Raw genomic sequence first — 20,749 nt, 5'->3', positions numbered from 1 at the left:
GTGGCAGAAATCCTCCCCGAAGACGGCTTTGCCGGCACGCTGATCGGCCGGGTCAATACAACGGCCGGGCCGAGCGTCGTGGCGGTGCGCCATGACGGCGTTTTCGACATCACGGCAGCCGCTGCGACGGTCGCCGATCTGTGCAATGCCCCCGATCCGATGGCCCTGGCCCAGTCGACGGGCCACCGTCTGGGCGATCTGGAAGAGCTCGTCCCGACCCTGCTGGCGCCGATCGACCTGCAGGCGATCAAGGCAGCCGGCGTCACCTTCGCCGTCAGCCTGCTCGAACGGCTGATCGAGGAGCATTCCAAGGGCGACCTCAGCCGCGCCGAGACCGTGCGCGGCGAGCTGAACCAGATCATCGGGGTCGACATCACGACGATCAAGCCGGGCACGCCCGAGGCCGAAGCACTGAAGAAGACCCTCGTCGCGCGCGGTGCCTGGTCGCCCTATCTCGAGGTCGGCATCGGCCCCTACGCCGAGATCTTCACCAAGGCGCCGCCGCTGTCGGCGGTCGGCTACGGTGCGGAGATCGGCATCCGACCCGATTCGGACTGGAACAATCCCGAGCCCGAGGTGACGCTGATCGTCAATGCCGCCGGCAGGATCGTCGGCGCGACCCTGGGCAACGACGTGAACCTGCGCGACATGGAGGGCCGCAGCGCGCTGCTGCTCGGCATTGCCAAGGACAACAACGCCTCCTGCGCGATTGGCCCGTTCGTGCGGCTGTTCGACGAAACGTTCAGCCTCGACGACGTGCGTAAGGCCAAGGTCGAACTCGAGGTCAACGGTCCCGACCAGTTCCGTCTCCAGGGATCGAGCGACCTGTCGAAGATCAGCCGCGATCCGACCGACCTCGTGCACCATGCCATGGGCAACCTGCATCAGTATCCCGACGGCATGGCGCTGATGACCGGGACCCTGTTCGCACCGACCGAGCAGCGCACACCCGGTGGACACGGCTTCACCCACATGGTCGGCGACGTGGTGTCGATCCGCTCGCCCAAGCTCGGCACGCTCACCAACCGGGTGAATCATTGCGACAAGATCGCGCCCTGGACCTTCGGCATCTCGGCCCTGATGCGCAATTTGGCCGGCCGCGGCGTGCTGAAGTGAGCGATCTCACACGCCTGCCCGCCTCGACGCTGCGCCAGCAGATCGCCAGCAAGGAAATCTCTCCCGTCGAGCTGATGAAGGCGGTGCTCGACCGAGCCGAGAGGCTCCAGCCCGTGCTCAACTGCTTCATCACCCTCATCCCCGAGCAGGCGATGGCGGCCGCGAAGCAAGCCGAGGACGATGTCATGCAGGGCAAGCCGCTCGGCCTGCTGCATGGTGTCCCCTACGCCGCGAAGGACCTCGTCAACACGGCCGGCGTGCGCACCACCTACGGCTCGCTGCTGCACGAGAACAACGTGCCGAAGGAGGACGCGGTCGCCATCGCCCGCATGAAGCAGGCCGGCGCGATCCTGTTCGGCAAGACGACGACGCCGGAGTTCGGTCACAAGGCACTGACCGATGCGCCGCTGTTCGGGCGCACGCGCAATGCCTGGAGCGCCGAGCGCATCTCGGGCGGATCGAGCGGTGGCGCCGCGGTGGCCGTCGCGGCCGGCATCGGGCCGATTGGCGTCGCGACCGACGGCGGCGGCTCGACGCGCATCCCGGCGGCGGCCAACGGCATGGTCGGGCTGAAGCAGAGCAACGGCGTCATCCCGCACAGCCAGGTCGCCGACCTGTTCGGCAACTATACCTATGTGACGCCAATGACACGCACGGTGATGGACACCGCGGTGATGCTGCAGGCAATGGCTGGGCCCCATCCCAGCGACCCGTGGTCGATCGGCACCGTGCCGCAGGATTACATCGCCGCCGCCAAACCCGACGGCGACCTCAAGGGCAAGCGCATCCTGCACAGCGCCACGCTTGGCAACCGTCTCGTCTCGAAGGACGTGCGCACAGCCTACGAGCAGGCGATCGGCAAGCTCGCCAAGGCCGGCGCCGAGCTGGCCGAGATGCCGGGCGACCTGCCCGACATGGAACCGGTATGGAAGGTGATCAACCACACGACCTGGCGGGCACGCTTCGACGACATGATCCGCCGCGACGGCAACCGCATGACGCCCTCGCTGGTGCGCCAGGTGGCGATGGCCGAGCAGTGGAGCGGTGCGGACTACCAGAAGGCCATGTTCCAGCGCGCCGACCTCTTCCGCATGGTGCAGAAGTGGTTCGAGCAGGCCGACTACGTCGTGACGCCGACCCTATCGCGCACCGCCCTTCCGATCGACCAGGACCTGTTCGAGCCGATCACCATCGATGGCGTCGAGGCGGGTGAGCTGCGCCGCAACTGGTTCCCCTACACCATGCCGTTCAACATCACAGGGCATCCCGCGATCACGGTGTGCTGCGGTTTCGCGAGCGACGGGCTGCCGGTCGGCCTGCAGATCCTCGGGCGCTTTCGCGACGAGGCCTCCATCCTGCGTGCCGCGGCAATCTACGAGACGAGCGAGCCTTGGCTCGACCGATGGCCCGACCTCTGAGGCGTCCTCTTCCGGACCGCGAGCGTCCCGCTCGCTCGGACGGAAGAGCGAGCGGGACGCTCGCGGTCCGGAAGACTCCGAGGCCGCCGCCCCTGACACCCGAAGAGATCCAGGCACGGGTGCTGCACCGTGACGGGCTGATCCTCGTCATCGACAAGCCGGCCGGGCTCGCGGTCCATGCGGGCCCAAGCGGGGCGCCCAACCTCGAGGAATGTTTCGACGCCCTGCGTTTCGGCCTGCCCCGCCCGCCGGCGCTCGCTCACCGGCTCGACGCTGACACATCGGGCGTGCTGGTGCTCGGCCGCCATCCGAAGGCGCTCAGCAAGCTCGGCCGCTTGTTTTCTGGCCGGGACACCGAGAAGACTTACTGGGCCGTCGTCGAGGGCTCGCCACCGGCCGATGACGGCGTGTTCGACTGGCCGCTGCTCAAGCTGAACACCCGGGCGGGCTGGTCGGTCAAGGTCTCGGATAAGGGCCAGGCCTCCGTTACGCGCTACAAGGTGCTCGGCCGCAGCCCCGGCATGACCTGGCTCGAGCTCGCGCCCGAGACCGGCCGCACGCATCAGATCCGCGTGCATTGCGCGCACGCTGGCTGCCCGGTGATCGGCGATCGACTCTACGGTACGGCGGCGCCGGGCGAGCAGCTCCACCTGCAATCGCATGCGATCGTCCTGCCTCTGTCCAAGAACAAACTCCCTGTCCGGGTCGAGGCCCCGCCCCCGCCGCACATGCTGAAAGCGTTGGAGATGTGCGGGTTCAATCCCGAGCGATGACCCACACCCGAAGCGGATCGCCGATCTCGAAGCCGGCCTTGCGGGCGGCGCGGAGCTCGTCGCCGGACTCGTAGCCGACCAGCGGCAGACCGGGGAACGTGGCGGCCGCCAGCACAGAGAGGTCGCGCCAGACCGCCGGCTCCTCGTCGGCATCGGCCACGACATTGGAGATGCCCACGACGCCGTCGGCCCGATAGAGCGTGCCGCCGGCGACGACCGCGCCGCCGCGGCGGCCCGAGAACATCGCGAAGTTCTCGTCGCTGAACAGCGAGGCGGGAAAGGCGTCGCCGCCCGGCTTGGCCCGCTCCCACGACAGGCCCGAGACCATCGTCGCGGCCTTCGGCTCGGCCTTGCGGATCCAGTTGGCCTCGAGCAGCACCTCGAATCCCAGTCGCGCGATGTCGAGTGTCTTGAAGCTGTCCTTCACCGCCCATCGCCCGGGGAGGTTCGACTTCTGGAGAATGCGCACGGTCTGGCGCTGCTCGGCGATGTCGGCCTTGCCCGTCGTGAGCGTCACGACATTGGGATAAAAGCGCGGGACCGGCTCGGCATTGACCCAGGTATGGACCAAAAACCGCCCGGCCGACCCGTGCGCAAAGCACACGGCGTTGCACCAACGCGCGTTGTTGAGTGCCGCGGTGAGCGTCCAGTCTTTCAGGCTCGCACTTCCTCTCGCTGGAAGACGATGTAGGCGATGGCGAACAGCACGATCATCCCGGCGATGAGACCGGTGATTTGCGGCCAGATCAAGAGCAGGCTCTGGTCGAGTGGCAGCGGCGTGCCCGGGATCATGCCCCGCGTCTGCGCCATCACCAGGTTGGCGAAGTAGCCGAACGCCTTGGTTTCCGGGTTCAGCAGGCCCAGCACCGCCTCGCCGAACAGCGTGCCCGGCGACAGCCGCCCCAGCGCCGAGGAGAACTGCTCCAGGGTCAGCACCTCGTCGACGGTCCGGAACTGCGCCGGCGTGAATCCCGTCGTGATCGCCGAGGCGATCATCGGCCAGAGGATGAAGAAAAACAGCCAAAGCCCCAGCGCACAGAGTGCAGAGGTTGCGGTCGAGCGGAAGATCACCGAGAACAGCATGGCAACCGCGAGCCAGACGCCGCCATAGGCGATCGCCACCAGCAGGAAGGCGACACCGCGTGCCACCTCCGGGCCGCTCGGCGGCAGGCCGAGCAGCAGCATGCCGGCACCGAACACGATCAGAAACAGCGCCATCAGCGCGACGGCCAGGGTCGCCAGCCCGCCGAGGAACTTCCCGAGCAGCAGAGCATCGCGATAGAGCGGCTGCGACAGCACGCGGCTCAACGTGCGGCGGTTGAATTCGCTGTTCACCGAATCGAAGCCCAGGCCGATCGCCATCAGCGGGATCATGAAGTTCAGCGCCACCACGAAGGAGAGCGGCATGCGCTCCGGTTCGACGGTGAAGATGCGCAGGAACAGGAACTGGTCCGATGCGGTGACGGTGCGGAGCTCCTGCAGGGTGAACCCGACCGGCAGCGCGCCGAAGACGATCACGAACAGCGTCAGCACCATCATGCGGGTGCTGCTGAGATGATCCGACAATTCCTTGAGGAACACCGGACCCAGGCCGGTGAAAGGCGAGCCCTCACGCGGGCCCTGATTACGCGGCATGGCGGGCCTCCTCGAAATAGCGTGTGTAGACCTCCTCGAGGCTTGGCTGCAGCTCGGCGAGCCGGGTCAGCGAGCCACCCGCCGCGATGATCCGTTGGGCGGCCGTCGCGCGGATTTCGCGGTCGGCCACGACCCTCCAGGCACCCACGCCTTCGGGGACGACCTGCTGCACGCCCTCGACCCCGCGAAGCGCGGCCGGGACGTCGATGCCGCTCGCCTCGACCAGGATCGGATGACCCGCCCCCAGCACCTGGTTGGCGAGCTCGACGACCGTGCCCATCAGGGCGATCTTGCCGTGGTTGAACAGCGCGACTCTGTCGCAAACGCTCTGCACCCGGTCGAGCAGATGCGAGGAGATCAGCACCGCGACGCCGGCCTTCTTGAGGCCGCGAATCATCTCCAGCAGCTCGAAGGTGGCGTGCGGGTCGAGGCCGGAGGTCGGCTCGTCGAGGATGGCCACCTCGGCGCGCTTCATGACGATCTCGGCGATGCCCAGCCGCTGGCGCATGCCGCGCGAGAAGGTCGCGACCCGCTTGTCGACGACATCGGCAAGCTTCACCGCCTCCATCGCCTCCATGATGCGGGCGTTGGTCTCACGCCGCGGGATGGCGAGCAGGCGCGCCGTATAGAGAAGGTTCTCGCGCGCCGTCAGGTGATCGTAGAAGCCGACCGCGTCGGGCAGGTAGCCGACGCGGCGCTTGACCTCGAGCGGCTGGCGCACCGGGTCGAAGCCGAGCACGTTGACCGAGCCGCCGCTCGTCTCGGTGAGCCCGAGCATCATCAGGATGGTCGTCGTCTTGCCCGCGCCGTTGGGCCCAAGCAGGCCGAAGATCTCGCCGCGCCGGACGCTGAGGTCGATGGCGTCCACTGCGCGGGTGGCGCCATAGAGCTTCAGCAGGCCGCGGGCTTCAATGACATTCTCGCTCATCGCCGCAGGCTTTACCGGCGGCCGAAGCGGGCAACCGCGCCCAGCAGCACCAGCAGCGCCACCGCGATGATGCCGATCCCGACGATGCCCCATAGCGTCGAGGTCGTGACGGTGATGCGGAAGTCGGCGTTCGACGATTCGCCTTTCGCGTTGGCCCGGAACGAGGCCACGTAGTCGCCGGCGATCGTCTTGTCGGACGGCGTGACGGAGACCTGCACCTCCTTCTTCTCGTTCGGCGCGACGCTCGGGATGGTCTTGGGATTGAACTCGACCTTCCAGTTGGTCGGCACGGAGCCTGACAGCTCGACCTCCTCGAGCGGCGCGGTGCCGTCGTTGCTGACTACCAACGTATATTCGGCGGTTTTGCCGACCTGCGCCTCGCCGCTCAGCCGGCCGTCCTTGGCAGTGAGCGCCAGGCGGCCCTGGCCGCTGATCTGCAGGGTGACGCGCTGATCGGCGGTGGCGCCTTCGGCGGCGACCTTGACCAGCACCGGGTAGTTGCCGGCCTTGACATCGCGCGGCGGCGTCACCTTGACCTTGATGTCCTTGGACTGGCCGGCCTCGATCGGGATCGAGCTGATCTCGTTGGTGCCGTAGCCCTCGGTGAAGCTGGTCTGGAAATTGGCCGGCGCCTGGGCCGACATCGCCACCGTCAGGTCCTTGCCCGAGTCGTTGCTGACCGAAAGCGTGTACTCGTAGGCCGACTTCGGGGTTCCCATCAGCGAGGGCAACTTGGTCTTGATGGTGAGCTTGGCCGGCGTCTCGCTGGCAATGGTCAGGGTAAGCGGCAGGTCGATCGACTGCGCTCCGCCTTTGGCGTGCACGATGATGGTCTGTGATCCCGGCTTGGCGTCCTTGGGCACGTCGACCCGAAGCTGCAGGCTGGTGCTCTCGTTGATGGCTGGCATCGCCGCGGCGACCGGCTGGCCGCCGCCCAGAATGTCGGCTTTCCAGCCCGCCGGCACGCCGTCGACGGACAACACCAGTGTTTCGGGCGCGAGCCCCGCGTTCTGCAGCTTGAATCGGATATTCGCGACTTCACCCGGCCGCACGGTCTGCGACGGATAGTCGGTGAGCAGCCACAGACCTTTCACGGCGGATGCCGCCGGTGGGTCGGCGGCGAGGACTTGCACCGTGCCAAGCATGGGCGTGGCGACCAAAGCAAGCAAAGCGATCACACGGCGCATTTTCGATCCCTGCGTCTTATTGAGAACATCCCCGTTTTCACGGGCGCGAAAATACGGCCGTGAAAGCGACGAAAAAAAGGCAGGAAGCCTAGGCGGCGGCGCTTGGTCGCGCCTTCATACGTTCGAACCAGGCGGTGAGGTTTTTGTTCGCCGGATCGAGCGGCTGCTTCACGTCCTTCATGAAGTCGAGAAACGGGAACAGCATGAGGTCGGCCATGCTGAGCTTGCTGCCGGCGATGAACGGCTTGTCGCCGAGCAGGCCATCGAGCCAGGCGAGGCGCTCGCGAGCAGTGGCTTTCAGCCCGTCGGCCGCCTCCGGTATGCAGCGGACGCGATTCTGGAAGAGCTTAAGCCCTTCGGAAGAGCGGAAGCCGTTCAGCGCGGGCTCGACGATGTTGAGGTCTATGCGCCGCGTCCACATGCGGGTGGCGGCACGCTCGGCCGGCGTGTTGCCGATCAGGGACGGCGTGTCCTTCTTGATCTCGTCGAGGTACTCGCAGATTGCCGTGATCTCGGCGATGACCGTCCCGTCGTCGAGTTCCAGCGCCGGCATCTGCCCCGCCGCGTTCACCTTGATGTACGGTTCCTTCCGGTTCTCGCCGGCTAGCAGATCAACCTCGACCTTGGGAATCTCGATCCCCTTCTCCGCCATGAACATGCGGACCATGCGTGGGTTCGGACCGATCGAATTGTAGAACTTCATTGTTATCCTCCCTGCTTCAGCGCCATGGTTCTACCAGAATTTTCGTATGCCGCTCGGGATTTCCCAGCTCCGCGAAGGCAGTTTTCACCCCGTCCAGGCCGACCTTGGCCGTGATCATCGACGGCGCATCGACCTGGCCCTCGGCCAGCAGCTTGAGCGAGCGGGCGAACTCCTCGGGCGTGTAGCCCAGCACGAACTGCAGGTTGAGCTCCTTCACGATGCCGAACATCGGCTCGATCGTGTCGAGCTCCATGCAAACGCCGACCACGATGATCTTCGCGTCGCGCGGCGCCTTCTCCATCGTCTGCTGGATCAGGCCCGGAACGCCGACGCATTCGAACAGGGCGGCCCGCTTGCCGGGGGCAAGCCTGGCGTAAGGATCTTCCGCAGCCGGATCGACCACCACATCCGCACCCATCTTGACGGCGAGCTCACGCCGCTTGGGCGAGAAGTCTGCCGCGACGATCGGCCGGATGTTCTTCAGTCGCAGTGCGGCGATCACCGCAAGACCGACCGGCCCGCAGCCCACGACCAGGGGCGCCTCGTCGCCGGTCAGCATTCCCTTCTCGACGGCGTGCACGCCGACAGCCAGCGGTTCGGTCAGCGCCGCGTGCTCGGTCGCCAGGCCATTCGGCACCTCCAGCATCAGCGGCGCCGCCAGCAGCATCTGCTCGGCATAGCCGCCGACATATGAGTTGGAATAGCCCATGCCCTTCGGCCCATCGGCTGTCAGCATCACCGGCATGGCACATACCCGCGTTCCGGCCTTCAACTTCTTTTCCGTCTTCGGCCCGTAGTCGATCAGCTCGCAGCAGAACTCGTGGCCCATCACCACGTCGCGATCGAGATCCATCGGGATGCGGCCGGGGATGCGCCGGCTGACCTCGACCATCCGGTGCGAATGCTTGGCCGCGTGCAGGTCGGAGCCGCAGATGCCGCACGCCAGCACCTTGACCAGCGCTTGCCCCGCCGTCGGCACCGGCTCGGGTAGCGTGTCGACGACGATGTCGCCGCCCCTGAAGATGGCTGCCTTCATGTCCTGTTTCCTCCCAACGCCTTTCGAACCGCTGCCCGCAACGCCGGCACGACGTCACTCTCGAACCACGGATTACGCTTCATCCAGATTGCACCGCGCCACGACGGATGCGGCAATGGAAAAAAGCCGGGACCCTGGGCGCGGAAGTCTCGCACGGCGTCGGTCAGGTTCTTCGTTTTCAGATGGTGCGCCTGCGCATAGCTGCCGACCAACAGGGTCAGCCGGCAGTCGTGCAGCGTCGCCAGCACACGATCGTGCCACAGCGGCCCGCATTCCGGACGCGGCGGCAGGTCGCCGCTTTTCCCCTTGCCCGGATAACAGAAGCCTGCACGCGTGATCCGGGCGCCTGGCGCTCCCGGCCTATCCGGCAATTTGACTTGAATCATGGACTTGCCCGGCGCGCTGGCCAAGGGTGCCCGTTTTGCCCGTTGAGCCAACGAGGACGAGGATGGCCGACCGTCATGTGATCGATGTCCGAGTGTCCGACGTCCGGCAACTCTTCAACTCGCTCGATCCGTCACCGTTCCACGAGAAGGACCTCGATCGCGATGCCGAGGAGTACATCGTCTCCTGGGCCGACGAGGTCCCGCCCAAGGCCGAGCTGGAGCTAGTCGTGCATTTGCCGTCCGAACAGATCGAGAGGGCCGAAATGAGCGACCTGCCCCGCGCTGTGTTCAACTATTTCTCCTATCGCGCAAATGCGAGCCGGCGCCGTATCCGCTCCCAATTGCGCGAAGGACGCTGGGCTCTGGTGATCGGCGTGACCTTCCTGTTCGCTTGTATGCTGCTGCGCCAGCTCGCCGCTGCGATAGACCAAGCCGCCCTTCGGCTTATCCTTCAGGAAGGCCTCGTGATCCTGGGCTGGGTTGCGATGTGGCGACCGCTGCAGATCTTCCTCTACGACTGGTGGCCCGTGCGCCACCATGCGCGACTTTACCAGCGTCTCGCAAGGATGCCGGTCAGAATCGTGGCGTCCTAACCCAATGCGCGAGGCGCCGGCCGTACGGTCGTTGCCTTCGCGTTCCTAGGCAATGAAACTCCGTACCGTGTCGACGAAGGCGTCGAGCCGGTCGTGATGCACCCAGTGGCCGGCGCGGTCGAACTCGACGACCCTGGCCGTCTTGAACCGCTCGAGGCGCCCGTCCTTCTCCGGATTGGAGGCCCAGCTTTCCTTGCCGTAGACGAGCAGTGTCGGGCAGGTGATCTGCGTCCAAAGCGTCTCGATCTCGGCATAGCTCATGTCGTACGGCGGATTCACGCGCACGTAGTTGTCGAACTTCCAGCTGTAGGTGCCGTCTTCGTTCTGGTTGACGCCCTGTTCGGTGAGATGGCGGGCCTGCTCGGCGCTGAGGTGCTTGTTCTCCTCCTGCATGCGCGCGAAGGCGTCCTCGATGGTCGGGTAGCGACGCGGCAGGCGGCCCGAGAGCTTGCGCTGCTCGTCGATCCAGGCGGTCATGCGGTCGGTCATCGGCTTGTTGCCCCGTTCGGCGATCATCTTGGGCGACGGTCCGAGTCCCTCGATCGCCACCAGCCGGCGCACCTTGTCGGGGTGGATACCAGTGTAGCGCAGGCAGATGTTGCCGCCGAGCGAATGGGCCACGATGGTGACCGGCGCGAGGTTCTGCTGATGGACGAGCTGGGCCAGGTCGTAGATGTAGGCCGACATCGAGTAATTGCCGTCGGGCGACCACTGGCTGTCGCCGTGCCCGCGCAGGTCCGGGCAGATGATGTGCCAGTCGCGGCGCAGCGCTTGCGCAACCCAGTCCCAGTTGCGGCAATGGTCGCGCCCGCCGTGGACCAGCAGGAGCGGCGGTGCGGTCGGGTTGCCCCAATCGACATAGTGCATGCGCAAACGCTGGGAGATGAAGTGCCGGGACGTGGGGCCCGGCATGCTGTCGAGTGTACTCATGGCGCCAGTGTATAGACTGCCGTCCATGACAGGAGAAACCCCGTGAGCAACCGCACCCTTGCCGGAAAGTGCTACTGCGGTGCCGTCCAGTACGAAGTCGTCGACGCCTTCCTTTATGCCATGAACTGCCATTGCTCGAATTGCCGCCGCACCACCGGCTCGGCCTTCAAGCCGGTCGCCGGGATCGAACGAGAGAAGCTGGCGGTCACGCAAGGCGTTGACGGCCTCCTAATCTACGGCGGCGACAAGGCGCACGACGCTCACTGCGGCAAGTGCGGTTCCCTGCTCTATTCCATGGTCCGCGACGGCGCCTATGTCCATGTCACGATGGGCACCCTGGTCGACGCCCCGACGATTCGCCCCTCGCACCACATCTTCGTCGGTTCCAAGGCGCCGTGGTTCACCATCACCGACGATCTGCCGCAGTACGAGGGACACGTGACCCGCTCGTAGCCGGCGCGACTGCAGCCCTAGTTGACCGCGCGTTCCTTTCCAACCCAGTAAGGATCGCGAAGATTGCGTTTCAGGATCTTGCCGGCACCCGACTTCGGGAGTGGCTCGCTGCGGATCGCCACCGATCGGGGAACTTTATAGCCGCCGATATGCTTCCTGCAGACGGCCACGATCTCGTCCGCTTCGACAGAGGTCCCCGCTTTGATGACCACCTCGGCGTGAACCCGCTCGCCGAAGTCCTTGTCGGGAATGCCGAAGACGGCAACTTCGAGGACGGCCGGATGCTGGAAGACGGCATTCTCGACCTCGGTCGTGTAGATGTTCTCCCCGCCCGAAATGATCATGTCCTTGGCGCGGTCGACGACGAAGAGGTAGCCGTCCTCGTCCGCCCAGGCCACGTCGCCGCTCTTGTACCAGCCGTCCCCGATCAGCGCGGCGGCCGTCTCCTCGGGGCGCTTCCAGTAGCCCATCATGATGTTAGGCCCGCGAACATGCACCTCGCCGACCTCGCGGGGCCTGCAGACCGCGCCGTCTGGACGGCGCACCTCGACCTCGACTCCGACGACCGGTTGGCCGCAACTGGCAAGGCGGCTCCTGGCCGGTTCGATCCCGCGGGCGCCGTCGCGATTGTCGGTGCGCTGCGTGGATGTCACCAGGGGTGCCGCCTCCGTCATTCCATAAAGCTGGACGAAGTCGCACGGCAGCATGCTGCAGGCCCGCAGCAGCAGCTCTACCGGCATCGGTGACGCGCCGTACATCAGCAGACGCCAGGCCGAGAGGTCGCGGCCGGGTGTGGCCGGGTGATTGAGCAGCATGTTGATCATCGTCGGCACGATCAGCGCCACGGTGACGCGCTCGGCTTCGACGATCTTGCCGAACAACTCGGGCTCGTAGCCGCGAATGCAGACATGGGCGCCCCCCATGAACGTCATCGCGAACGTCGTCGCCGCGTCGGCCGCGTGGAACATCGGGGCGGCGTGGATGAACCGATCGGTTGGCAGCAGCGGATTGGCGATGAGCATGTGCTTGGCGTTGGCGAGCAGGTTGCCATGGCTCTGCATCACACCCTTGGGCAGGCCCGTCGTCCCTCCCGTGTAAGAGATCGCAGCCAGGGTGTCGGGCGTGATTCCGCGAAGCTCGGCGTGATCTGCCTCGAGAGGCTCCGCCGCGCACAGATCGTCCCAGGCCGTCCATCCGTCCGGCGTCGGCTCCGTCCCCGCGTAGACCAGGTACTCGACCGAAGGACACAGCGGCTTCAACTGGCGAGCCACCTCCAGGTAGGCGCCGTCCGCGACCAGGGCACGTGCCCCACAGTCGTTGATGATGAAGGCCAGTTCGGGGACCGCGAGCCTGTAGTTGAGATCGTTGAGCACCAATCCCGCTGCGGGAATGCCACCCAACATTCGAGGTGACGGAAGGTGTTCTGCCCGATCGAGGCGATTACATCGCCTGTGCGCAGGCCGAGGTTGCGCAGACCTCCCGTAAGGCCCCGCACCCTTCGGCTCCATTGCGCGTAGGTGAGGCGCGTATCGCCATCGACAATCGCCTCACTGTTCGGACGCAACGCCACGGCACGGGTCATTGGCCATGACAATATTCCCTGGTTCGCCATTGTCTCACGATCACCGATGTAAGCACCAACGAGCCCTACTCTAAGGTGCGGCGTTCAGCCGGGGCAACAAGGCTGGGAATGAGCGATTGGCGTGTTTGCCCTTCCGCATCACGGCTGTTTGGGTCAGTCTTTTCCCATGATGTCTCCCGAGCAGAACGAGCTGATCACCAGGATCGGACCGGGCACCAAGTGCGGTGCCCTGATGCGGCATTACTGGCATCCGGTGGCGCTGACCGAAGAACTGCCCGACGAGCGGCCGGCCAAGGCGGTGCGCGTGCTGGGCCAGGATTTCGTGCTGTTCCGCGACGAGCGCGGCCGGCACGGGCTGCTCGACCGCGACTGCCCCCATCGCGGCGCCGACCTCGCCTACGGCCGCCTCGAGCAGGGCGGCCTGCGCTGCCTGTTCCACGGCTGGCTGTTCGACGTCGACGGCAAGTGCCTCGAGACGCCGGCCGAGCCCGAGGGCTCGGTGCTCTGCCAGAGGGTGCGCCAGCGTTCCTATCCCGTCGTGGTCAAGAACGGCATCGTCTTCGCTTACCTCGGCGAGGGCGAGGCGCCGGCCTTCCCGGAGTTCGACTGCTTCCTCGCGCCGGGCACACACGCCTTCGCCTTCAAGGGGCTGATCGACTGCAACTGGCTGCAGGCGCTCGAGGTCGGCATCGATCCGGCGCACGCCTCCTACCTGCACCGCTTCTACGAGGACGAGGACCCGTCGGGCGACGCCTACGGCAAGCAGTTCCGCGCCGCCTCCTCCGATTCCACCATCCCGATGACGCGCATGATGCGCGAGTTCACGCGGCCGACGATCGACGTCGAGGGCACCGACTATGGCCTGCGCCTGTTCACCCTGCGCCGGATCAGCGAGAAGCATACGCATGTGCGCGTGACCAACCTCGTCTTCCCTTATGCCTTCGTGATCCCGATGAGCACGGAGATGACGATCACCCAGTGGCACGTGCCGATCGACGACACCTCCTGCTACTGGTACGCGATCTTCACCTCGTTCGGTAAGCCGGTCGATCATGCGCAGATGCGCGAGCAGCGGCTGCAGCTCTACGAGCTGCCCGACTACCGGCCGCGCATCGGCCGCCAGAACAACTACGGCTACGACGTCGCCGAGCAGAAGACGCAGACCTATACCGGCATGGGCTTCGACATCAACGTCCACGACCAGTGGGCGATCGAGGGCCAGGGCCGCATCCAGGACCGTACCCGCGAGCATCTCGGCTACAGCGACAAGGCGATCGTCGCCTATCGCCGGCTGCTGCTGTCGTCGATCGGCCAGGTCGCCAACGGCGGCAAGCCGCCGATGTGGCTCGACGCCGAGCGTGCCACGAAGGTGCGCGGCCCGGTGACCGTCGACGGCATGGGCCCGACCGTCGGCTGGGAAGACTACTGGAAGGACTTCGACGCCCGCCGCCGGCGCGACTCGAGCTGGGCGGCTGAGACGCCCTCGCCGATGGTCGCCTGAATGTCGCTGCAGCCAATTCTCCTCATTGTCTTCTGGACCGCGAGCGTCTCGCTCGCTCATGCGCATGAGCGAGCGAGACGCTCGCGGTCCGGAAGAACGTGAGCGACCGTTTCTCTCTCGCCTGACATGCATCTCGCCGAAAAAGCCGGCCTGTGGAATGACGACCGCAAGACGGCGGCGCGTGAAGTCGAGCGCCGCATCCTGGCGGGCGAGCTCACCGTGGTGCGCCTCTCCTTCGCCGACCAGCACGGCATCCTGCGCGGCAAGACCCTGACCGCCGGCGAGATCGGCGCGGCGATGACCGGCGGCGTCGGCTTCACCACCACGATGCTGCTCAAGGACACCGCACATCGGACCGTGTTCCCGGTCTGGGGCGCGGGCGGCGCGTTCGGGTCCAGCGAATGGGAGGGCGCAGCGGACGTGATGATGCTGCCCGATCCGTCGACGTTCCGCGTGCTGCCGTGGGCGCCACATACCGGCTGGATGCTGTGCGACATCGTCTTCGCCGACGGCCGGCCGATGCCGCTCAGCACGCGTCACATCTATCGCCAGGCACTCTCGGCGCTCGACGACGCGGGCTACCAGTTCTTCGCCGGCCTCGAGGTCGAGTTCCATCTCTTCAAGCTGGAGAGGACGAACCTCGCTCTCGGCGATTCGGGCCAACCCGGCCAACCCGGCGCACCACCCGAGGTCTCGCTGCTCAACCAGGGCTACCAGTACCTGACCGAGTCGCGCTACGACGAGATGGACCCGATCCTCGAGATCCTGCGCACCAACATCATGGGCCTCGAATTGCCGCTGCGCTCGCTCGAGGTCGAGTTCGGGCCGAGCCAGGTCGAGTTCACTTTCCGCGCCGGCACCGGGCTGGACCCGGCCGACGCGATGGTGCTGTTCCGAAGCGCCGCCAAGCAGGTGGCACAGCGCAACGGCTATCACCTCACCTTCATGTGCCGACCGAAGCTGGCCAACGTCATGTCGAGCGGCTGGCACCTGCATCAGTCGCTCAAGGACAGGTCGGGGGCCAACGCCTTCACCGATCCCAAGGAACCGCTGTCGCCGGTCGGCCGGCAGTGGATGGCCGGCCTGCTCGACCATGCCCGCGCCGCAGCGGCTTTCTCGACGCCCACTCTCAACGGCTACAAGCGCTACCGCCCCTTCTCGCTCGCACCCGACAGGGCGATCTGGGGCCGCGACAATCGCGGCGTGATGGTGCGCGTGCTGGGCGCACCGGGAGACCCCACGAGCCACCTGGAGAACCGCGTAGGCGAGCCGGCCGCCAATCCGTACCTCTACATGGCGAGCCAGGTCGTAAGCGGTCTCAACGGCATCAAGCGGCAGGCCGATCCCGGCCCGTCGGCCGACGCGCCCTACGAGACAAAGGCGACGCCGCTGCCTCGGTCGCTCGAAGAGGCGCTGTCGGCCTTGCGCGAAGACAAGGTCTTTCGCACGGGCTTCGGCGATTTCTTCGTCGACTATTACTTGAAGCTCAAGCAGGCCGAGATCGACCGCTTCAACGCCGAAGTGAGCGACTGGGAGCAACGCGAGTATTTCTCGACATTCTGACGGGTACCGCATGACCGCCATCGCTGTCGTCACGACCGTGGGAGACAAGAAGGAAGCCCGCCGCATGGCGCATGCGCTGGTCGAGGCCGGGCTCGCGGCGTGCGCCCAGGTCGAGAAGATCGACAGCGTCTACGCCTGGAAGGGCGCCATCGAGCACGGCAAGGAATACCGCGTGCTCTTCAAGACCACCGAGGCGCGCTATGAGGCCGTCGAAAGCGCAATCCGGGACATGCACTCCTACGAGCTGCCGGCGATCTACGCCGTTGCCGTCGAACGCATCTTTGCGCCCTACGCGGCGTGGATCGAAAGCGGCGCCTCATAGGAGCGCGCCACCGGACTGGCGCGCTCCTATGAAGTCAACCCAACCGCTTCGTCACCTCTTCCGTCTCCTCGACCAGCTTCGCGACCAGCGCCGCCGTCGGCATCTCGCGGGCGAAGGTCGGCGCCTGACCGCTCCACAGCGGCGTGAAGTCGGGCGAACCTTTCGCCTCGGCGGCCGTGCGCATTGGTTGGCTCGCGCCGGCGGCGAGCGGGAATTGCGGCGCATGGGCACTCATCGGCCCGACTTCGCGAATGTAGCGATTGACGATGCCGCGCGCCGGCCGCCCGGTGAAGATGTTGGTCAGGGTCGTGCTGTTGTCATTGGCCTGCTTCAGGGCCGCGCGATGCATCGGTGAGGTCCTGGCTTCTGGCGTGAGCATGAAAGCGGTGCCGATCTGCACGCCGGCCGCCCCCAGCGCCAGCGCCGCCACGATGCCGCGTCCATCGCCGATGCCGCCGGCCGCGATGACCGGCACCTTCACCGCATCGACCACCTGCGGCACCAGCGCCATCGTGCCGGCCTGGCGCGAAATGTCGTCGTTCAGGAACATGCCGCGATGGCCGCCGGCCTCGTTGCCCTGGGCGATGACGACGTCGCAGCCATGTCCCTCCAGCCAGCGCGCCTCCTCCGCGGAGGTCGCCGAGCTCATGACCAGCAGGCCGGCATCCTTCACCCGCTTGACCAGCGCCGCGTCGGGCATGCCGAAATGGAAACTCACGACCTTGGGCTCGAACTCGAGAACGACATCGCACATCGCCGTCGTAAAGGGCGCGCGGGTCGGCGCGTTCTTCCCGGCGTCGGGCGCCAGACCGAGCTCGGCATAGTAGCTCTCCAGCCGCTTGCGCCAGCCCGCTTCGCGCGCCGCACTCGGCTGAGGATCGGGGTGGACGAAGAAGTTGACGTTGATCGGGCGACCGGTCCCCTGCTTCACGACCTGCAGTTCGCCACGCAGGGTCTCCGGCGTCAGCATGGCGGCCGGAAGGGACCCCATGCCGCCGGCCTCCGACGCCGCGATCGCCATTTGCGGCGAGACCACGCCGGCCATCGGCGCCTGGAAGATGGGATGCTCGATACCCAACAGATCGAGCAGACGGCGGTCGCGCCACTTCATGGAACTCTCCTTCGTTGGTCACCAACATAGGATGCCGACGTCATCGCAAATAGCGATTTATAGTGATGATCGGCATCTGATAAATAGATGCGATGGACACCAAGGATCTCGCGACCTTTGCCGCCGTCGCCCGGCTCGGCGGCATGGGTCGCGCCGCCCTCGCGCTCAACACCGTCCAGTCGAACGTCACGCAGCGCGTGCGCCGGCTCGAGGACTCGCTCGGCGTGGCGCTGTTCGAGCGCAGCCGCTCGGGCGCTCGCCTGACCGCCGCGGGAGAGCGGTTGATGCCCTATGCCGTGCGGGTCGACGCGCTGCTCGAGGAAGCCGGCCGCGCGGCCCGGGACGACGGCACGCCGCGCGGCGCACTCACGGTCGGGGCTCTGGAGACTACGGCCGCATTGCGCCTGTCACCACTGCTCGCCTCCTATGCCAAGGCCCATCCGCAGGTCGATCTCGTGCTGCGCACCGGCACGACGGCGGAAATGGTCGAGCGCGTTCTGGCACGCGAGCTCGAAGGCGCGTTCGTCTGCGGTCCCGTCCTCCATCCGGAGCTTGCCGCGTCCGGCATCTTCCAGGAAGAACTTGCGCTGCTGAGTGCGCCATCGAACCGGACGCTTGGCGACGTGCTCGGCCAGCCCGGCCTGCGGCTGGTCATCCTGCGGGCGGGCTGCTCCTACCGCCAGCGGCTGGAGGAGATCCTGGCGCGGCGCGGCATCGTCGGCCTGCGTCGGCTGGAGTTCGGTACGCTGGAAGCGATTCTTGGCGCCGTCGCCGCCGGCCTCGGCGTCACCCTGATGCCGCGCGCGCTGGTCGGACCGGCCTGGCGCGGCGGACGCATCGCCGTCCATGGGCTGCGACCGGCGGAGGCGCGAGTGCAGACCGTCTTCGTGCGCCGCCACGACATGCCATGCTCGAGCGCCCTCGCCGCCTTCCAGAAGCATGTCGTCGAAAGGAAAGCGTGATGATGCATGCCAGCACGACCGTCTTCACGGTCCGGGACATCAAGGCGAGCCTGGCCTACTACCGTGACCAACTCGGCTTCGACATTGCCTTCGAATATGGCAATCCAACCTTCTATGCCGGTGTCTGCAGCGGCAACGTCACGCTCCACCTGATCTCCGCGAGCCGGACGCCGCGCGAGCCCGGGCATGGTGCCGTCGCGATCGACGTCGACGACGTCGATGCGCTGCATGCCGACCTGGTGCAGCGCGGCGCCAAGGTGCTCAAGGCACCTGCCAACTACGACTACGGCCTGCGCGATTTCGATGTGGCCGATCTCGACGGCAACATGCTCTTCTTCGGGACGGAAATCTCGAAGAACTGAGGACAGTGACATGGAACTCTGGCAGTACGACGCGACCGACCTGGCGCGACTCATCCGCACCGGCCGGGCCTCGGCGACGGAGGCCGTCGACTCCGTCTTCAGCCGCCTGCACAAGGTCAATCCGGCGATCAATGCCGTGGTACGCATCATGGAACCCGAAGCGCGCGCCGCTGCCGAGACGGCGGACGCCGCCCGCGCGCGCGGCCATGCCCTGCCGCCACTGCACGGCGTGCCGGTCACCATCAAGATCAATGTCGACATGGCCGGATCACCGACCGACAACGGCGTCATCCCGCTCAAGGACTTCGTCGCCAAGGAAGACAGCCCGGTCGTGGCCAACCTGAAGCACGCCGGCGCGATCATCATCGGCCGCACCAACGCGCCGGCCTTCTCGATGCGCATCTTCAGCGACAACGCCTTGCACGGGCGCACGCTGAACCCGCTCGATCCCACGGTGACGCCGGGCGGCTCGAGCGGCGGCGCGGGCGCCGCAACGGCCACAGGCATCGGCTGCATCGCGCACGGCAACGACATCGGCGGCTCCGTCCGCATCCCCGCCTATTGCAACGGCGTGGTCGGCCTGCGCACCGGCTTCGCGCGCATCCCTTCGTACAACGCGACGGCGGCCAACGCCGGCCGGCCGATCGGTGCCGTGCTGATGGCCGTGCAGGGGCCGCACACCCGCACCGTGCGCGATGCGCGGCTCGCGCTGGAAGTGATGGCGCGCGGCGACCGGCGCGACTGGCGCTGGAACGACGTGCCGATGCGCGGCGCGCCGCCGGCCCGGCCGATCAAGGTCGCGCTGGTGCCGGAATTCCCCGGCTGCAAGACGCATCCGGCGCAGGCCGCCGCGGTACGCCAGGCCGGCAAGCACCTGCAGGCGGCGGGTTATGTCGTCGAGGAAATCCTGCCGCCCGACCTCGAACGCGGCATCGAGCTGTGGCATGCGATCATCGCCACCGAGTCGCATGCCGGCCTGTGGCCCAACATGCAGAAGATGGGCGATCCCGATGGCATCGCTGCGATGCGCGCCTGGCTCGACGTCTTCAAGCCGGTCGATCTTGCGACCTACATGGGCGCACTGACCGAGCGCGAAGGCATGCTGTTCCGTTGGATGACATTCCTGCAGCAATGGCCGCTGGTGATCCTGCCGACCCTGGCCGACCTGCCGCCAAAGCAGGTCAGCGACACGACGGTCGAGGGCCAGACCGCGATCTTCGATTCGATGCGCCCGGCCCTGATCGCACCGCTGCTCGGCCTGCCCGGCCTCGCAGTGCCGGTCGGCCGCAGCGGCAAGCTGCGCACCGGCGTGCAGGTCATGGCAATGCGCAATCGCGAAGACCTCTGTCTCGATGCCGGCGAGGTCATCGAGGCCGCAGAAGGCGTCGTCGTGCCGGTCGACCCGGCGACGGCCTGATATTGCAGAGCCGAATCTAGCCGTGCGCCGGAAGCTCGATTCCGGCGCCGCACAGCTTTATCTCCAGCACCGAAATCCCGGCCGCCATGTTGCCGGCACTATATTGCTCGATTGCGACGTTGCCGTCCCGGCTGCCGGTGTTGGAGGCATGCCCCCCGGTCTTGATCACGTAGCGCTGAAACTTCTGGATCAGCACGCCGTACGCGCTGCTTCGCGGCAACCGAAGCGATCGATCGGCAGCGCGCAAGGCGTCAGGTTACCGGTTCCACCGCACCGTCAAGACCCATGATTCCGAGCTCGACGACGAGCTGGGGCTGGCGCTTCATGACCTCGGCGCGATACTGGCGCAGCGCCATTACGTTCATTTCGGTCTCGTAGGCCTTGTCGGTCTTGATGCGGTCGCCGTAGGCAACCGCCGCCGCGCCGCAATCGCGATGGGTGATACCGATCGTCCGCTTCACCTCATGCAGCTGCACGGAGATCGCGAGGTTTTCCCAATAGGTATCGTGCCACTTGGCAAAAGCGGGAGCCACGACGCCGATCGGACCTCCTGCGATGTTGAACTGGCTGTAGAGGTTCTGCCAGCCACGAGAGGCCATATACTTCCAGGTGTCCGTCGTGAACCTGGGATCAATGCATTTCAACAGCATCGCCTCGTAGCCCTTGTCGACAGCCAACGCCGGCAGGCTGGCGGCAGACGCGGCGACAGCCACGCCAAGTCCGAAAAGGCCGCGGCGCGAAAGATTTGCAATGCATGCGCAGCCGGAGCGA

23 protein-coding genes and 1 pseudogene are annotated in these 20,749 nt (G+C 66.4%); 11 read left to right on the top strand and 13 right to left on the bottom strand.

Features of this window, described 5'->3' with window-relative positions; all coding sequences use genetic code 11:
• From ACQY8M_RS23935 to ACQY8M_RS23925, 3 genes are all read left to right on the top strand, one after another.
• Window positions 1–1,116, top strand: a complete 1,116-nt coding sequence (locus ACQY8M_RS23935; RefSeq protein ID WP_428660654.1) for a fumarylacetoacetate hydrolase family protein — start codon at window positions 1–3, stop codon at window positions 1,114–1,116.
• A complete protein-coding gene (locus tag ACQY8M_RS23930; RefSeq protein WP_428660651.1) occupies window positions 1,113–2,534 on the top strand; it encodes an amidase in 1,422 nt (473 codons plus the stop codon). The genes ACQY8M_RS23935 and ACQY8M_RS23930 overlap by 4 nt, the downstream gene beginning before the upstream one ends.
• A 119-nt stretch (window positions 2,535–2,653) precedes the next feature.
• Window positions 2,654–3,307, top strand: coding sequence for an RluA family pseudouridine synthase (locus ACQY8M_RS23925; protein ID WP_428660649.1), 654 nt, complete (start codon window positions 2,654–2,656; stop codon window positions 3,305–3,307).
• Here the strand turns inward: ACQY8M_RS23925 and ACQY8M_RS23920 are convergent.
• From ACQY8M_RS23920 to ACQY8M_RS23890, 7 genes are all read right to left on the bottom strand, one after another.
• Entirely contained in the window at window positions 3,291–3,911 is a 621-nt protein-coding gene (locus tag ACQY8M_RS23920) for a hypothetical protein (protein WP_428660646.1), read from the bottom strand. The two genes, ACQY8M_RS23925 and ACQY8M_RS23920, sit on opposite strands and share 17 nt — an antisense overlap.
• 50 nt (window positions 3,912–3,961) lie before the next feature.
• The gene (locus ACQY8M_RS23915) at window positions 3,962–4,942 is read right to left on the bottom strand and encodes an ABC transporter permease (RefSeq protein WP_428660643.1); all 981 of its coding nucleotides are present in this window, start codon (window positions 4,940–4,942) and stop codon (window positions 3,962–3,964) included.
• Window positions 4,932–5,870, bottom strand: coding sequence for an ABC transporter ATP-binding protein (locus ACQY8M_RS23910; RefSeq protein ID WP_428660640.1), 939 nt, complete (start codon window positions 5,868–5,870; stop codon window positions 4,932–4,934). Before ACQY8M_RS23910 ends, ACQY8M_RS23915 begins: the two co-directional genes overlap by 11 nt.
• An 11-nt stretch (window positions 5,871–5,881) precedes the next feature.
• A complete protein-coding gene (locus ACQY8M_RS23905) occupies window positions 5,882–7,057 on the bottom strand; it encodes an NEW3 domain-containing protein (RefSeq protein ID WP_428660638.1) in 1,176 nt (391 codons plus the stop codon).
• An 88-nt stretch (window positions 7,058–7,145) separates the two neighbouring features.
• Complete coding sequence (locus tag ACQY8M_RS23900) at window positions 7,146–7,760, bottom strand: glutathione S-transferase family protein (RefSeq protein WP_428660635.1); 615 nt, start codon at window positions 7,758–7,760, stop codon at window positions 7,146–7,148.
• A gap of 16 nt (window positions 7,761–7,776) precedes the next feature.
• Window positions 7,777–8,796: a zinc-binding dehydrogenase gene (locus ACQY8M_RS23895; RefSeq protein ID WP_428660632.1), complete on the bottom strand. Its 1,020-nt coding sequence runs from the start codon at window positions 8,794–8,796 to the stop codon at window positions 7,777–7,779.
• A complete protein-coding gene (locus ACQY8M_RS23890; RefSeq protein ID WP_428660629.1) occupies window positions 8,793–9,206 on the bottom strand; it encodes a uracil-DNA glycosylase family protein in 414 nt (137 codons plus the stop codon). Before ACQY8M_RS23890 ends, ACQY8M_RS23895 begins: the two co-directional genes overlap by 4 nt.
• A gap of 38 nt (window positions 9,207–9,244) precedes the next feature.
• Between ACQY8M_RS23890 and ACQY8M_RS23885 the strand changes: the two genes are divergently transcribed.
• Window positions 9,245–9,775 carry a hypothetical protein gene (locus tag ACQY8M_RS23885; RefSeq protein ID WP_428660627.1) on the top strand — a complete coding sequence of 177 codons (531 nt, stop codon included), beginning with the start codon at window positions 9,245–9,247 and terminating at the stop codon, window positions 9,773–9,775.
• A gap of 45 nt (window positions 9,776–9,820) precedes the next feature.
• Here the strand turns inward: ACQY8M_RS23885 and ACQY8M_RS23880 are convergent, their stop codons facing one another.
• Entirely contained in the window at window positions 9,821–10,705 is an 885-nt protein-coding gene (locus ACQY8M_RS23880) for an alpha/beta fold hydrolase (RefSeq protein WP_428660625.1), read from the bottom strand.
• Between the two features lie 42 nt (window positions 10,706–10,747).
• On the opposite strand from ACQY8M_RS23880, the gene ACQY8M_RS23875 reads away from it, so the two are divergent.
• Window positions 10,748–11,158, top strand: a complete 411-nt coding sequence (locus ACQY8M_RS23875; RefSeq protein ID WP_428660623.1) for a GFA family protein — start codon at window positions 10,748–10,750, stop codon at window positions 11,156–11,158.
• A gap of 17 nt (window positions 11,159–11,175) precedes the next feature.
• On the opposite strand, the gene ACQY8M_RS23870 is transcribed toward ACQY8M_RS23875, so the two are convergent.
• A complete protein-coding gene (locus ACQY8M_RS23870) occupies window positions 11,176–11,502 on the bottom strand; it encodes an AMP-binding enzyme (RefSeq protein WP_428675473.1) in 327 nt (108 codons plus the stop codon).
• Between the two features lie 174 nt (window positions 11,503–11,676).
• A pseudogene (locus ACQY8M_RS23865) lies at window positions 11,677–12,740 on the bottom strand (AMP-binding protein); the annotation flags it as partial.
• Window positions 12,741–12,906: 166 nt separating this feature from the next.
• Between ACQY8M_RS23865 and ACQY8M_RS23860 the strand changes: the two are divergent.
• From ACQY8M_RS23860 to cutA, 3 genes are all read left to right on the top strand, one after another.
• Window positions 12,907–14,241, top strand: a complete 1,335-nt coding sequence (locus ACQY8M_RS23860) for a Rieske 2Fe-2S domain-containing protein (RefSeq protein WP_428660620.1) — start codon at window positions 12,907–12,909, stop codon at window positions 14,239–14,241.
• A gap of 126 nt (window positions 14,242–14,367) precedes the next feature.
• Window positions 14,368–15,804 (top strand): glutamine synthetase family protein, encoded by a 1,437-nt coding sequence (locus ACQY8M_RS23855; protein ID WP_428660618.1) that lies wholly within the window; start codon window positions 14,368–14,370, stop codon window positions 15,802–15,804.
• 10 nt (window positions 15,805–15,814) lie between these two features.
• The gene (gene cutA / locus ACQY8M_RS23850; RefSeq protein WP_428660616.1) at window positions 15,815–16,126 is read left to right on the top strand and encodes a divalent-cation tolerance protein CutA; all 312 of its coding nucleotides are present in this window, start codon (window positions 15,815–15,817) and stop codon (window positions 16,124–16,126) included.
• Between the two features lie 34 nt (window positions 16,127–16,160).
• Here the strand turns inward: cutA and ACQY8M_RS23845 are convergent, their stop codons facing one another.
• Window positions 16,161–17,237, bottom strand: coding sequence for an NAD(P)H-dependent flavin oxidoreductase (locus ACQY8M_RS23845; RefSeq protein WP_428660613.1), 1,077 nt, complete (start codon window positions 17,235–17,237; stop codon window positions 16,161–16,163).
• Window positions 17,238–17,329: 92 nt separating this feature from the next.
• On the opposite strand from ACQY8M_RS23845, the gene ACQY8M_RS23840 reads away from it, so the two are divergent.
• From ACQY8M_RS23840 to ACQY8M_RS23830, 3 genes are read left to right on the top strand one after another with little or no spacing between them, the layout of a single operon-like run.
• A complete protein-coding gene (locus ACQY8M_RS23840) occupies window positions 17,330–18,199 on the top strand; it encodes a LysR substrate-binding domain-containing protein (RefSeq protein WP_428660611.1) in 870 nt (289 codons plus the stop codon).
• Window positions 18,199–18,561 (top strand): bleomycin resistance protein, encoded by a 363-nt coding sequence (locus tag ACQY8M_RS23835; RefSeq protein ID WP_428660608.1) that lies wholly within the window; start codon window positions 18,199–18,201, stop codon window positions 18,559–18,561. Before ACQY8M_RS23840 ends, ACQY8M_RS23835 begins: the two co-directional genes overlap by 1 nt.
• Before the next feature lie 10 nt (window positions 18,562–18,571).
• Window positions 18,572–19,978: an amidase gene (locus tag ACQY8M_RS23830; protein WP_428660605.1), complete on the top strand. Its 1,407-nt coding sequence runs from the start codon at window positions 18,572–18,574 to the stop codon at window positions 19,976–19,978.
• A gap of 16 nt (window positions 19,979–19,994) precedes the next feature.
• Here the strand turns inward: ACQY8M_RS23830 and ACQY8M_RS23825 are convergent, their stop codons facing one another.
• Entirely contained in the window at window positions 19,995–20,174 is a 180-nt protein-coding gene (locus tag ACQY8M_RS23825) for a hypothetical protein (RefSeq protein ID WP_428660603.1), read from the bottom strand.
• A 55-nt stretch (window positions 20,175–20,229) separates the two neighbouring features.
• Window positions 20,230–20,691 (bottom strand): carbonic anhydrase, encoded by a 462-nt coding sequence (locus tag ACQY8M_RS23820; protein ID WP_428660600.1) that lies wholly within the window; start codon window positions 20,689–20,691, stop codon window positions 20,230–20,232.
• Window positions 20,692–20,749 lie beyond the last annotated feature (58 nt).

This window comes from Reyranella sp. (assembly GCF_965279465.1).
Classification (GTDB): domain Bacteria; phylum Pseudomonadota; class Alphaproteobacteria; order Reyranellales; family Reyranellaceae; genus Reyranella.
Note: the sequence above shows the minus strand (reverse complement) of the source record. Positions and strands in the feature narration are given on the sequence as shown.